The organism is Halosimplex marinum (assembly GCF_051414075.1).
Classification (GTDB): domain Archaea; phylum Halobacteriota; class Halobacteria; order Halobacteriales; family Haloarculaceae; genus Halosimplex; species Halosimplex marinum.
Window position 1 is genome coordinate 725,061 of the sequence record NZ_JBLKNY010000003.1, and the last position, 14,046, is coordinate 739,106.

Annotated in this window: 8 protein-coding genes; 2 read left to right on the top strand and 6 right to left on the bottom strand. The window is 70.9% G+C overall.

The genetic code is table 11. The features are described from left to right. Positions 1-62: 62 nt before the first annotated feature. Positions 63-2,300, bottom strand: a complete 2,238-nt coding sequence (locus ACMGFI_RS04710) for an ABC transporter ATP-binding protein (protein WP_436907722.1) — start codon at positions 2,298-2,300, stop codon at positions 63-65. A 163-nt stretch (positions 2,301-2,463) separates the two neighbouring features. Between ACMGFI_RS04710 and ACMGFI_RS04715 the strand changes: the two genes are divergently transcribed. After that, positions 2,464-4,548: a hypothetical protein gene (locus ACMGFI_RS04715; RefSeq protein WP_436907723.1), complete on the top strand. Its 2,085-nt coding sequence runs from the start codon at positions 2,464-2,466 to the stop codon at positions 4,546-4,548. Between the two features lie 42 nt (positions 4,549-4,590). Here ACMGFI_RS04715 and ACMGFI_RS04720 read toward each other — a convergent pair whose 3' ends face one another. Together ACMGFI_RS04720 and ACMGFI_RS04725 are read right to left on the bottom strand one after the other, a co-directional pair. Further along, complete coding sequence (locus ACMGFI_RS04720) at positions 4,591-5,439, bottom strand: phytanoyl-CoA dioxygenase family protein (protein ID WP_436907724.1); 849 nt, start codon at positions 5,437-5,439, stop codon at positions 4,591-4,593. A 156-nt stretch (positions 5,440-5,595) separates the two neighbouring features. Beyond that, positions 5,596-6,570: an endo-1,4-beta-xylanase gene (locus ACMGFI_RS04725; RefSeq protein ID WP_436907725.1), complete on the bottom strand. Its 975-nt coding sequence runs from the start codon at positions 6,568-6,570 to the stop codon at positions 5,596-5,598. A 175-nt stretch (positions 6,571-6,745) separates the two neighbouring features. Between ACMGFI_RS04725 and ACMGFI_RS04730 the strand changes: the two genes are divergently transcribed. Further along, positions 6,746-7,594, top strand: a complete 849-nt coding sequence (locus tag ACMGFI_RS04730; protein WP_436907726.1) for a fumarylacetoacetate hydrolase family protein — start codon at positions 6,746-6,748, stop codon at positions 7,592-7,594. A 77-nt stretch (positions 7,595-7,671) separates the two neighbouring features. Here ACMGFI_RS04730 and ACMGFI_RS04735 read toward each other — a convergent pair whose 3' ends face one another. The 3 genes from ACMGFI_RS04735 to ACMGFI_RS04745 all read right to left on the bottom strand — a co-directional run bounded on the left by ACMGFI_RS04735 (position 7,672) and on the right by ACMGFI_RS04745 (position 13,956). After that, complete coding sequence (locus ACMGFI_RS04735; protein ID WP_436907727.1) at positions 7,672-10,926, bottom strand: family 78 glycoside hydrolase catalytic domain; 3,255 nt, start codon at positions 10,924-10,926, stop codon at positions 7,672-7,674. A gap of 344 nt (positions 10,927-11,270) precedes the next feature. Then, complete coding sequence (locus tag ACMGFI_RS04740; protein ID WP_436907729.1) at positions 11,271-13,472, bottom strand: LUD domain-containing protein; 2,202 nt, start codon at positions 13,470-13,472, stop codon at positions 11,271-11,273. Next, the gene (locus ACMGFI_RS04745; RefSeq protein ID WP_436907731.1) at positions 13,465-13,956 is read right to left on the bottom strand and encodes an LUD domain-containing protein; all 492 of its coding nucleotides are present in this window, start codon (positions 13,954-13,956) and stop codon (positions 13,465-13,467) included. The genes ACMGFI_RS04740 and ACMGFI_RS04745 overlap by 8 nt, the downstream gene beginning before the upstream one ends. Positions 13,957-14,046 lie beyond the last annotated feature (90 nt).

The following is a 14,046-nucleotide window of genomic DNA, read 5'->3' on the forward strand; positions in this document are numbered from 1 at the left end:
CGATACCGCGCGTGTCCGCCGCGTTCACCGGGGAGCGGTCCCGTCCCGGCCGCCGTCGGCGGTCAGTCATCGGACTCCCCCGTCGCGGCGTTGCTGCCGGTCGGGTCGATCCGCGAGTCGCCCTCCTCGGCGGCGATCGGTTCGCTCTCCCAGTACTCGTGGTCGGGGTCGGCCCGGAAGCAGGCGACCTGCTTGCCGTCCTCGGTCTCGATCGGCTCGGGGTTCTCCCGGGTACACGCCTCGCGGGCCTCCGGACAGCGCGTGTGGAACCGACAGCCGCTGGGCGGGTTCGTCGCGTCCGGGATGTCGATCTTCCGCATCGGGAGCGTCCCGATCTCCTCCTTGTCGAGGTCCGGCGTCGCCCACCGGAGCGCCTTCGTGTAGGGGTGTTCGGGGTTGGAGATGATCGAGTCGACGGGACCGATCTCGACGATCTCCCCGAGGTACATGACGGCGATCCGGCCGCCTGCCTTCTCCGCGAGGTAGCGGGCGTTCGAGAGGTCGTGACTGATGAACAGGAAGGAGGTCCCGAACATCTCCTGGAGTTCGAGCAGCAGGTCCATCGTCTCGACCCGCAGGCTCACGTCCAGCGCCGAGATGGCCTCGTCCGCGAGGATCATGTCCGGGTTCATCAGCAGCGCGCGGATCAGCGCGACGCGCTGTTGCTCGCCGCCCGACAGCTGGTGGGGATAGCGCTCGGCGTAGTCCTCCGGCGGCTCCATGCCGACGAGTTCGAGGAGGCTGTAGATGCGGCGCTCGCGGGCCTCCTTGTCCATCTCGGCGTTCCACTTCTTGAGCGGCTTCTGGAGCGACGAGATCACCCGCTTGTTCGGGTTGAGCGCGCTCGCGGGGTCCTGGTGGACGATCTGCAGCGCCCGGCGGATCTCGCTGAAGTCGATGTCGGCGTCGGACGGGTCCGGCGCGCCGATACCGCCGGTGAGCCGCGACAGCAGCGACCCCCGGTCGTCGTGGGCCTCCCAGATGTCCGTCCCGCGGTAGTTTATCTCGCCGTCCGTCGGCCGCTGGAGCGCGATCGACGCCTTGCCGAGCGTCGTCTTCCCGCAGCCGGACTCGCCGACGAGCGCGACGACGTCCTCCTCGTAGATGTCGAGGTCCACGCCGTCGACCGCGTGGACGGTCTCCGTCTCCCGGGAGATGAACCCCTGGGTCTCCTCGAAGTGGATGGACACGTCCTCCATGGACAGCAGGGGGTCCCCGCCCCGCTCGGACGCCAGCTCGGGCGTCGCCACCTCGGCCGACGGGTCCTCGGGCGCCGACGACCGGAGGTCGACGTTCTCGTCGACCTCGTCCCAGTAGTGGCACGCGGACGTGTGCTCGTCCGTGACGTCGTACAGTCCGGGGTCTTGCTCTCTGCACTTGTCGGTGGCCATCGGACACCGCGGGTGGAACGAACACCCCTCCGGCACGTTGACCGGGTCGGGCGCCGCCCCCTCGATCGCCTCCATCTGGTTGAGCGGCCCCTCCAGGTCCGGCGTCGACCGCAACAGCTTCCGGGTGTACGGGTGCGCGGAGTTTTCCAGGATCTCCTCGGTCGGGCCGACCTCGGTGATCTCGAAGGCGTACATCACCGCGAGCCGGTCGGCGAGGTCCGAGAGCTGCGCGAGGTCGTGGGTGATGAAGACGACCGTGAGGTCGTAGTCGTCCTGGATCTCGTCGAGGAGGTTGAGGATCGACCGCTGCATCAGGAGATCCAGCGCCGCCGTCGGCTCGTCCATCACGACGACCTCCGGCTCGAGGATGAGGCTCAGGGCGATGAGCGCGCGCTGGCGCATCCCGCCGGACAGCTCGTGGGGGTACGAGTCGAGCACGCGGTCGGGCTCGAGATAGAGGTCCGAGAGCAGCTGTCCGGCCCGCTCCATCCCCTCGAGCATGTCGTAGTCGTGGTTGTCGAGGGTCTCCTCGAAGTGCGTCCGGATCTTCATCGTCGGATTGAACGAGCTCAACGCGCTCTGGGACACGATCGAGATCTCCTCCCACCGGAGGCGGCGCAGTCCCTCCGCGTCCTGGTCGAGGACCTCGATCTCCTCGCCGCCCGGCGGGTGGTAGCGGATGGACCCCGCCAGGTCGCCCTCCTCGGGCACGGCGTCGACCAGCGCGTTCGCGAGCATGCTCTTCCCGCTCCCGCTCTCGCCCACGACGCCGAGAACCTCGTTTCGCTTCACGTCGAGGTCGACGCCGTCGAGGACTCGCGACACTCCGCGACTCAGGTCGAACGTGACGCTCGCGTCCCGGATCTCGAGGATGGTGTCCTCGGCCGCCGAATCGTCACTATTATTCATTGATGTTTCGGTCGCCATGCATCAGTCACCATTGACAGGGATCAACATAGGACGAATATAACCTTCTGATTAATAAAAACCACCGGTTACTCCGACGGGCGACACGGCAGTCCGGGACGGGCGGAGCGAGAATATAAGGGGGTGCACTCTGTACCCCGGGTCGATGCCGGACGACACAGCCGACGCTACGGCACCGATAGACCGTCGAGCCGTCGTGACGCGGCACAACCCCGAGAAGGACGCGCTCGAACCGGAGGCACCGCTCCAGGTCGGAAACGGGTCGTTGGCCGTCGGGGTCGACGAGACCGGACTCCAGACGTTCGACGAGGCGTGGACGAACACGCTCTCGGACTGGGGATGGCACACGGCGCCCCCGCCCGAGGACGGGGGGCTCGACGGCTACGAGCGGCAGACGGTCGAGAGCCACGGGCGCGCACTCGAGTACATGCTCCCGGGGGAGGGGCAGGACGAGGCCGTCGAGTACCTCCGGGCGAACCCCCACCGGATCGACCTCGGCCGGATCGGGTTCGCGGGGCTCGGGGAGCGGGCGCCGTCGGTCGACCCGGACGCGGTCGAGGGCGTCTCCCAGACGCTCGACCTCTGGTCGGGCGTCGTCGCGAGCGAGTTCGAACTCGACGGGGAGCGGGTCGCCGTCGAGACCTGCTGTCACCCGTACCGCGACGCCGTGGCCGTCCGCGTCGAGTCCCCGCTGGTCGCCTCGGGACGACTCGGCGTCGCCCTGGCGTTCCCCGGGCCGGACGCGTCCTACATGGCGACGAACGTCGGCGACTGGGACAGCCCGGACGACCACGCGACCGAACTGCGGCGACTGGGGGACGACGCGGTCGGCTTCGAGCGGACCCTCGACGACGACGCGTACAGCGCGGCGCTGGCCTGGGAGGGCGAGGCGGCCGTCGAGCGACGCGGCGACCACCGGTACGCGCTCGTCCCGGAGGGGTCCTCGGAGCTGTCGTTCGTCTGCTCGTTCTCGCCCGACGGGAGCGCCGAGCCGCCCGAACCGACGTTCGGGGGGACGCGGCGGACCTGCGCGGAACACTGGCCGGCGTTCTGGCGGACGGGAGCGGCAGTCGACCTGTCCGAGAGCGACGACCCGCGGTGGGAGGAACTGGAGCGGCGGGCCGTCCTCTCGCAGTACGTGATGGCGGTCAACGCCGCGGGGTCGTCCCCGTCCCAGGAGAGCGGACTCGTCAACAACACCTGGTTCGGCAAGTTCCACCTGGAGATGACCCTCTGGAACGGGCTCCACTTCGCGCTCTGGGGCCGGGAGTACCTGCTGGAGGGCTGGCTGGACTGGTTCCTCGAGACGGGGCTGCCGGCCGCCAGGCGCAACGCCGAGCGGGTGGGCCTCGACGGGGCGCGCTGGCAGAAGATGGTCGACCCCTCGGCGGAGTGGCAGTCCCCGGGCGCGATCAACCCCTTCCGCGAGAACCAGCAGGGCCACGCCATCTACTGGGCGGAACAGTGCTACCGGATCCGGCCCGCCCGGGAGACGCTAGAGCGGTACGCGGACCTGGTGTTCGAGACGGCCGACTACATGGCCGACTTCGCCGCGTGGGACCCCGAGACCGAGCGCTACGTGCTCGGTCCGCCGGTCATCACCGGGACCGAGGGGACCGACGGGCTCGACGCCGCCAACCCGACCATCGAGCTCTCCTACTGGGCCTACGGGCTGGAGACCGCCCAGCGGTGGCGCGAGCGGCTCGGGAAACCCCGGAAGGCGGAGTGGGACGACGTCCTCGAGAACCTCGCGGAGCCGCCGACGGTCGACGGGGAGTACGTCCCGCTGGAGACCCACCCCGAGATGGAGGGGATCGGCGCGAATCCGGCGTGGCTGCAGGCCTACGGCTGCATGCCCGGCACGAACGTCGACCCCGCGAAGATCGAGGCGACCTACGACCGCGTGGTGTCGGCGCTGGACGAGTGGGAGCTCTGGGGCGCCAACTTCCCGGCGCTGGCGATGGCGGCCGCCCGCCTCGGCCATCCCGGGGAGGCGGTCGACATCCTCCTCCACGACCACCCGCAAAACGAGTACGAGACGAACGGGATCAACGTCATGCAGGACGACGAGGCGACGCCGACCGAGGGCGCGTACCTCCCGGGCAACGGCGGAGTCCTCTGGGCGCTCGCGTTCATGATCGCCGGCTGGGACGGCGTCCCGGACGAACGCGCACCCGGATTCCCCGACGGCTGGACCGTCCGCTCCGAGGGGTTCCGGCCGACCCAATAGCGCCGTCTCGGCGGGAGGGGCGGCCGCCCGGCGGCGACGCGGTCACTGCTCGCTCTCGGGCGGCGTCTTGCGCTCCTTGGTCCCGAACGTCTTCACGAGCTGTTGCTGGTAGGGGGTGAGCCGGTCGAGCAGTTCCTCGGACGGTTCGTAGCCGCCGCGGGAGACGCCCCACGACGGGCCGTAGCGGAACACGCACATCCGGCGGACGCCGTCGTTCGTCCGCGTCGCCGAGCCGTGGGTGATGCTGTCGACGAACAGCAGCGCGTCGCCGGCCTCGAGGTAGACCTCCCGCGCCTCGGGGACCGATTCGAGCGTGTCGCCGGTGAGGTCGTCCCAGTTCGGGAGCTGGAAGTTCGACTTGTGGCTCCCCGGGACGACCATCGTCCCGCCGTCGCCCGGGCCGATGTCGTTCAGCGCGACGAGGACGTTCACCTGCCCGCAGCGGAACTCGCCGTCGTGGTAGCCGAACTGCGTGCGCTGGGTGGGCGGCGTCCCGCCCGAGTGCAGCGGCGTCCCCTCGCCCTCGGGGTACTCGCCGAAGAAGTTCTCGTCGATGTACAGCGGCCCGTGGTTGTAGTCGAACGTGCCCTCGCCGCCGACGTAGCGCCGGGCGTACTCGACCCACGAGGGGTGGTCGATGAGCCGTTCGAACGGAGGGAGCTCGTACACCTGCTGGAGCCGAGTCTCCCCCATGGCGCCGCCGGTGGAGTGGACGTGGCCGTGCCACGTGTCCGGCTCCACCGGTAACAGGTCGTCGACCGCCTCGTTGAGGTCGTCGACCTCCGACGCCGAGAGGGCGTCCTCCAGCACGAGAAAGCCCCGCAGGTCGAAGAGGTAGTCGTCCATGTCGCTGGGCGTGTCCGGATCGCGGTCTGGGGTAACGATGTCCACGGGTAGTGCTATCTTACCTGGTATAAAAATCTAGGCCGACTCGAAGGGTCCCCGACAGGTCGGTCGGGTCGACGGTCGCAGTCGGCGGTCGACGGTCGCAGTCGACGGTCGACGGTCGGCAGTCGGTTCCGCCAAGGGGTCCGGACGGCGTGGCGGTCACTCCTCGGCGAGGGCCTCTTTGACGGCGTAGTAGGCGGGTTTGGGGTCGCACTTCCGGTCGAACAGGAGCGGGTCGATCGTGAACCGCTCCTCGGCCTTGTAGAAGTCCCGCACCCAGGAGTTGCCGTCGTTGACGCCCCAGGTGGTGATCGAGTCGACGCCGGCGTCGACGCACGCCCGGACCAGGTCGCGGTAGTACTCCGCCTGCGCGGCCAGCGGGTCGTCTGGGACCGACCCCACCTCGTAGGCCACGTCCAGTTCGGTGAGATGTACGTCGAGGCCGAGGTCGCGGAACCGCTGGACGGTCTCGGCCACGTCCTCGGGGTCGGCCTGGCTCCCGATGCCGTGGAGCTGGAGGCCGACGCCGTCGACGGGGACGCCCCGGTCGAGGAAGTCCGCGAGGAGGTCGTAGACGGCGTCGGCCTTCTCGGGTTCGGTCGGGAGGTCGTAGTCGTTGTAGAAGAGGTCCGAGTCGGTCACCTCGTCGGCCCACTCGAAGGCCTTCTCGATGTACTCGGGGCCCATCCCCTCGTACCACACCGACTCGCGCATCGACCCGTCCTCGTGGACGCCCTCGTTGACCACGTCCCAGGCGTCGATCCGGGTGCCGTACCGGCCCGCGACCGTTCGGATGTGGTCGCGCAGGAACTCGCGGACCTGGTCGCCGGAGTAGTCCCACTCCTGGAACCAGTCGGGCTTCTGGGTGTGCCAGACGAGGGTGTGGCCGCGGACGGTCATGTCGTACTCGTTCCCGAAGTCGACGATGGCGTCGGCGTCGGTGAAGTCGTAGGTCTTCCGCGAGGGCCGCAGCGGCCCCATCTTCAGCTCGCTCGACGTGGTGACGCTCGTGAACTCGGTCCGCGCCGTGTTCCAGTAGTTGCTGTCCTCGCGCAGCGGGTCGGCCGACAGCGCCGCCCCGAACTCGATACCCCGCGCTTTCGCTCGTTCTCGCAGTGTCGCTTCGGACGACATCGTTCGGAGAGACGCCGCCCGCGACCTAAAGGTGCGGGTAGCGGAAGAACCCACTGCGTCGCCCGGGCGGCCGCTCCGCGGCGGAACGGCCGCCGCGGGCGCCCTGCGCCGGGCGCGGCGGGCGCGACGGCCGAGAGCGTAACAGTTAGGCACCCGCCGTCGGAACGGGTAGTCGATGCAATTCGTACGATACACGACGGGAAGCGCCCCGCAGTGGGGCGTCCGCCGCGACGACGAGATCGTCCCGCTGGCCGGCCTCCGCGAGGAGGTCACCTACCAGCAACTGACCGACCCCGGCTTCCTCCGCGTCGTCGAGGACGCGGTCGAGGCCGCCGCGGACAGCGCCGTCCCGGCCGCCGAGGCCGACCTGCTCGCGCCGGTCCCCCGGCCGGGCAAGATCGTCTGCGTCGGGCTGAACTACCACGACCACGCCGAGGAGCAGGACGAGGAGGTCCCCGAGCGCCCGCTCCTGTTCGGGAAGGCCGGCACGGCCGTCACCAACCCGGGCGACCCGATCGTCCACCCTCCCGAACTCGACGAGGTCGACTACGAGGTCGAACTCGGCGTCGTCATCGGGCGCACCGCGAAGGACGTCTCCGCGGCGGACGCCCGCGACTACGTGGCCGGCTACACCGTCGTCAACGACGTGAGCGGCCGCGACGCGCAGTTCGAGGACGGCCAGTTCTTCCGCGGGAAGAGCTACGACACGTTCGCGCCGATGGGCCCGACGCTCGTCCCGGACGAGCACATAGACCCCGGCGCCCTCGACGTGGCCACTCGCGTCAGCGGCGAGACGCTCCAGGACTCCAACACCGAGGAGTTCATCTTCGGCGTCGAGGAGGTCGTCGAGTACATCAGCGGGTGCACGACGCTCCGGCCCGGCGACGTGATCTCGACCGGGACGCCCGGCGGCGTCGGCGTCTTCCGCGAGCCCCAGCAACTGCTCGAACCCGGCGACACCGTCGAGGTCGAGGTCGAGGGGATCGGGGCGCTGACCAACCACGTCGTCGCGGACGGCGAGTAACGCCGCGACGGTCGAGCGGCGGCGGTCGCCCGTCCGCGTCCGCCTCGCTCGCGACGCCTTCTCGGCCGGCGGACCGCTCACTCGACCGTGAACCGGTAGGACCCCGACCCGGCGGCGACCTCGAGGCGGTCGCCGGTCCGCCCGAGCGCTTCGACGCCCGAGCGGCCGGTCCCGTCGCGTTCGGCGGGGCTACCCTCGTCCCCCGCCCTCCAGAGCAGTTCCCCGTCGACACGGACGGCCGAGGCGTCCGCGCCCAGCGGGACGGAGACGCGGCCCTCGGCGTTCCAGGGGATCTCGACGGCGAGTTCGTGGCCGGCGTCGGTCCGCTCCCAGCGCGACTCGACCGGCCCCAGCGGCGTCTCGACGCTGCCCTCGGCCCAGTCGAGGTCGTCGACGAAGGTGGGGGCCACCTCGACGCGGTCGGCGTCGGCGCCCAGGCGCACGTCGATGCCCGCGAGGTGCTCGTAGAACCACTCCGAGACGCAGGCGAACGGGGAGTGGTTGAGCGAGTTCATCCGCCCGCCGATGTGCTCGTCGCTGTCGCTGTCCCAGCGCTCCCAGACCGTCGTCGCGCCCTCGCGGAGCATGTACACCCAGCCGGGGAACGCGGGGTCGCTCGCGACCTCGTAGGCCACGTCGGCGTGGCCGTGGTCGCTCAGGACCGAAAGCAGCGGGCGCGTCCCGAGGAACCCGGTCTTCAGCTTCCGGCCGTCCGCGTGGACCTTCTCGACGAGATTCGCGACGACGTCGTCGACGCGGTCGTCGGGCGCGATCCCGAAGAAGACCGGGAGCGCGTACGCGGCCTGGGTCCGCGCCTCGTAGGCGGCCGCGTCGGCGTCGAAGTACCGGTCGTTGAACGCGTCGGCGATCGCGGCCGCCCGCTCGGCGTAGTGGCCCGCGTGCTCGTCGACGCCCAGCGCGCCGGCGATCTTCGCGAGCAGGTAGACGCTGCGGTAGTAGTAGGCGTTCGTGAAGAAGTCGGTCGGCTCGCCCCGGCGGCCGTCCGTGTTCTCGAGGGCGACCCAGTCGCCGAACCCCGCGCGGTCGTCGGGGAGCAGGTCGTCCTCGGCCACCGACTCCCAGTACTCGACGTAGCGGCGGAACGACTCGTAGCTGCGCCGGAGGACGCTCTCGTCGCCGTAGAACCGGTAGCGGTGCCAGGGGACCGCCAGCAGCGAGACGGTCCAGGAGGGGTCGGCGTCGGCGGGGAGCCGACCGTGGGGGCACTTCGAGGGGACGTAGCCGTGCCGTGACTGGGCGTCGCGGTGATCCCTGGTCCACTTCCCGTGGAACCGGGCGGCGTCGAAGTTGTACTGGAGCGCGCGGGCGGCGATGTGGCCGTCGCCGGTGAACCCCATCCGCTCGTCGCGCTGGGGGCAGTCGGTCGGCACGCTGTGGGCGTTGCTCCGCAGCCCCCAGCGGGCGTTCGACTGGACGGCGGTGAGGTCCTCGTTCGAGCAGGCGAACGCCCCCGCGTCGTCGAAGTCGGTGTGGACCACGCGCGAGCGCACGTCGTCGGCGGTGAGTTCGCCCGGGTACCCCGACACCTGCGCGTAGCGGTAGCCGTGGTAGGTGAACCGCGGCTCGTAGGTCGCGTCGCCCTCGCCGACGACGTAGGTGTCGGTGGCGTCGGCCGACCGCAGATCGACCGTCCGGAGGCCGCCCGACTCGTCCAGCGCCTCGGCGTGTCGGAGGACGACCTCGTCGCCGGGGTCGCCGCCCGTCACGTCGATAGAGAGCCAGCCGGTGTGGTTCTGCCCGAAGTCGATGACGGGGCCGTCCTCGTGGTCGCGGATCTCGACGGGCTCCAGCGTCTCGGTGACCCGGATCGGGTCGGTCCGCTGGGGGGCGAGCGTCCCCGCGGGCGGGTCCGCGACGGCGGCGGCCTCCCAGTCGGCGTCGTCGAAGCCCGCCCGCGCCCACCCCGGCCGTTCGAGCCGGGCGTCGTAGGTCTCGCCCTCGTAGATGTCGTTCTCGACGACCGGGCTCGGCGCGGTCCGCCAGTCGGGACCCGTCGAGACGGTCGTCGTCGTCCCGTCCTCATACTCGACGGTGAGGTCGAGCCGCGCCCGCGGCGACCCGAACGAGAGCCACTGGCGCGCCGACCGCGCGAACCACCCGCGGCCGAGCCAGATCCCGACGGCGTTTGCCCCTTCCGAGAGGTGATCACCGACCTCGTAGGTCGAGTAGAGGACGCGCTCGTCGTACTGCGTCCACCCCGGATTCAGCGCGTCCTCGGACGCCCGCTCGCCGTTGAGGTACAGTTCCCCGTAGCCGAGCCCGACGAACCGCGCCCGGGCGCTCGCGACCGGTTTCTCCAGGTCGAACTCCGTCCGGAACAGCGGCGAGGTCCCCGTCATCGTCGACTCGTCCCTGCCGTCGGTGAGCCGGTCGGCCCCCCACGTCTCCGTCTCGACGCTGGACGACGCCGTGACGGGCCGGCCCCGGGCGAGGTCCTCCCCCGACCCGTCGCGGACCGACAGCGCCGCGAGCGCGAACACCGCCCACGCGTCGAACGACTCCCTGAGGCCGTCGTCGTCGGGGCGGATCTCCTCGGGCGCGGTGGCGACCACGCGGACGTGAGCGGCCGTCTCGCCGCCGATGTCGTGGACCACGGGATCGCGGCGCGGGCCCGGCCGGTCGGCGTCGGTCGCGTCGACGACGGTGCGGGCGTCCGCGAACGACGGGTCGTCGGCCACCTCGACGCGATAGCGGTCGGGGAAGCCGAACGCGACCGGGCCCCGGGCCGTCGTCGAGTCGAGGTACGTCTCCTCCGTGTCGTCGGCGGTCACGGTCCAGCCGTCCGGGGTCTCGGTGTCGGTGAAGGGCTCGGCCGGATACAGCTCGACCGCGTCGATCTCGCGTTCGCCGCCCAGGTCGACCCCGACCCACTCGGTCGGGTCGTCGTCGGGGTCGCGCCAACAGCTCCGGTAGCCATTGGAGTCGCCCCCGCCGGGCTGGGCGGCGATCCAGTCGCCCGACCAGTCGTCCGGAGCGGTCGCGAACGCCGCCGGCTCGGCCGGCGCGGAGCGGTCGCCGGCGTCGTTCCAGACGGTCACCGTCCAGTGGTACGTCTCGTCGGCCGCGAGGGGCGGCCCGTCGTACGGGACGGCCGTCGACCGGTCGGAGTCGACGCGCCCGCTGTCCCACAGCGCGTCGCCGTCGAGCCCGCCCGCCGAGGACGCGACCCGGATCCGGTAGGCCGCCTGGCCGTCGCCCCAGTCCGCCTCGGCGACCCTCCAGGAGAACCGCGGCCGGTCCGCGGAGACGGCCGAGGGCGACGGTCTGAACTCGACGCGAAGCGCTGTCGGTGTGACTCTCTCGCCGGTCATCACTACCAGTTGCCCCGTTCGCGCACATAAGTGTACCCCACTCCCGGACGGGCCCGACACCGCCGTCCCGCAGCGCCGTCACGTTTCCGGCCATGTCGGAAACCCGGATATCCGCCGTTCGCGCCCGCTCGCCCGTTCCGATCGGGAGTCCGTCGGAACGTCGCCATCAAATTACAACATTACGATTGTAATCCGTCGCGGGCCAAATTTCCGGCTCTCCCGGAAGATGTCGCGTGCCGCGGGTCCAGTCGACCCGCTCGCGCGGATCGCGACAGCACTTGCGGCTGCGAGCCGGGTCAGGCTTCCGGCGATGGCGGAACCTTTCCGGGAGAGCCGGAGACGGCTCAGTCGGGGTGAGAACCGGGGTCGAGCAGCTGGACGGGGTGGGTCGACGGGCGGTCGAGGAGGTGGTCGAGCTGGTCGAGACAGGAGGTGCCGCTGGCGACGACCGTCCGGTCGGCGGTGTCCGGCGCGGTGAACTGGTCGGCGAGTTCGTCGCCGACGGCGACGCTCACCTCGTAGTAGTCGGACTTGTAGCCGAAGCTCCCGGCCATCCCGCAACACTCCACGTCGGAGGTCGTCACGTCGAACCCGCAGCGTTCGAGGACGGCGGCCGTGTGGCCCTCCAGTCCGAGGGTCCGCTGCTGGCAGTGGCTGTGGTAGGCCACCCGCTCGCCGGCCCCGTCGCGGAGCGCGTCGGTCGACGCCCCGTTCTCGACGAGGCCGAAGACGTACTCGAGGACCTCGTAGCTGTCGGCCGCCAGCGTCTCGTAGGCGTCCCCGTCGAGCAGGCGCTCGTACTCCCGCTGGAACACGGCGTGGTCGCTCGGCTCGACGACGACGACGTCGCGGCCGGCCTCGATCCGCGGCACGAGCGCGTCGGCGACCCGCTCGGCGTGGTCGCGCGCCGTCTCGACCATCCCCTGGGAGAGCGGCGCGCGCCCGCTCGACGCCGCCCGGGGGACGACCACGTCCACGCCCAGCGCTTCGAGCACCCGGACGGCGGCCTTGCCGCGCTCGACCTGTACGTGGTTGGTGTAGAGGTCCGGATACAGGACGGCGCGGCGCTCGGGGTCCTCGACGGTCCTGTCCCTGTCGGCGAACCACTCGACCAGCGTCTCGCGCTCGAACGTCGGGAGGTCCCGACGCGGGTCGACGCCGAGCACGCGCCGGAGCGCCAGCCGCGCGGGGCCCGTGTCGGCGAGCCAGTTCGACAGCGGCGCGGTCGCGCTGCCGAGTCGCGCGGCCGTCTCGAAGTTCCCGAAGAAGCGTTTCCCCAGCGGCGGGCTCTCCGACTCCGCGTCGGGCGTGAGCCCGTCCACCAGGAAGTCGAACCGGCCGTCGCCGGCGTCGCCGCGGTTGATCCGGTCGCGGACGACCGTGTTGATCCAGGGGATGTCGATCCCGACGGGACAGGCGTTGACACACCGGCTACAGCCGGTACAGAGGTCGTTGAACTCCGCCGCCGTGTCCAGCCCCTCGACGCCGGCCTCCCAGCCGGTGGCGATGCCGCCCGAGTACGTCTCGCCGCCGAAGGCGTGGCCCCCGACCTCCTGGAAGTTCGCGCAGGAGTTCGAACAGGCCGAACACCGGATGCAGTACAGCGTCTCCCGGAGGTCGTCGTCCTCGCGCATCGCCATCCGCCCGTTGTCGATCAGCACGAGGTGGAAGTCGCGGTCGGCGTCGAGTTCCGACAGCGGCGTCTCGTCGTCGGCGAAATCGACGGTCGGCGTCTCGACTGGGGGCGTCAGCAGCGACACGTAGGAGGTGATGTCCTGGCCGGTCCCGGAGCGGCCGATGAGTTCGACGAACGGCCGCAGGTCCGCGACGCTCGGGACGACCTTCTCGACGCCCGCGACCGCGACGTGCGTGTCGGTCGCGCTCACCGTCTTCCGGGCGTTGCCCTCGCTGGTCACGAGCGCGATGGTCCCGGTGTCGGCCGTCACGAAGTTCGCGCCCGTCATCCCGACCTCGGCGTCCTCGATGCGCTCGCCGAGGTTCTCGCGGGCGAACCGGGTGAGTTCCTCGGCGGTCTCCAGGGGTTCGTCGGGGTCGAACCGCTCGTTGAACAGGTCGGCGATGGCCTCCCTGGACTTGTGGATCGCCGGCGCGACGATGTGGCTCGGCGCCTCGTCTGCGACCTGCAGTACCCACTCGCCCAGGTCGGTCTCGACCACGTCGACGCCGTCGGCTTCGAGCGCCTCGTTGACGTCGATCTCCTCGGAAGTCATCGACTTGCTCTTGACGACGCGGGAGGCGTCGCGCTCGGCGACGACCGACCGGACGTACTCGTTGGCGTCGGCCGCGTCGTCGGCGAGGTACAGCGTCCCCCCGTTCGCCTCGACGGCCGCCCGCAGCTCGTCGATCAGTTCGGGGAGCCGCTCGATGGCGTCCTCCTTGATCGCTCGGGCCTCCGCCTTCAGATCCTCGTAGTCCTCCAGTCGGGCGACCGACTCGTAGCGACCCCGGTTGAAGCCGCGGGTGTTCTCGCCGACGGCGTCGCCCTCGGTCGCCATCAGGCGCCGGAGCTCGGTCGCGTCACTCATCGGTCGCCCCCTGCTCGTCGGCCGCCCCGACGACGACGACGCGCACGTCGCTCGGCCCGTGGGCCCCGCGGACGAGGTCGCCCATGTCGGCCGTCGCGCTGGGCCCCGTCGCGACGACGTTGCTGCCCAGTTCGCCGTCGCGGGCCTGCTCGCCGAAGCGTTCGAAGGCCTCGGCCATCCCGGGCACGACGCGGTCCGCGTCGAGGACCGCGACGTGTCGCTCGACGTAGAGACTCACCAGTTCGGCGCCCGCCGGCGTCGACGGGAGGACGACCGAGCCGTAGTCGGCGACGGCGAACGCCGCCGGCGTGACGCCGGTGTGTGCGCGTTTCAGCGCCGCGGGCGTCGGGTCGACCGTCACGTCGGTCCCCGACAGCGAGGCGTCCACCCCGTCGAGCGGGACGCCGACGGCGGGGTCGCCGAGGTGCGACGCGAGCACCGCCTCGAACTCCCCGCCCGCCGCATGTTCACACGGCACATCCATCGAGTCACACGCCGACACGAACGAATCTAGCGCCGAAGCGGCCATGACCGACTATTGCGACGGGGGGAGAATGTAAGTTGCGCTCGCTGG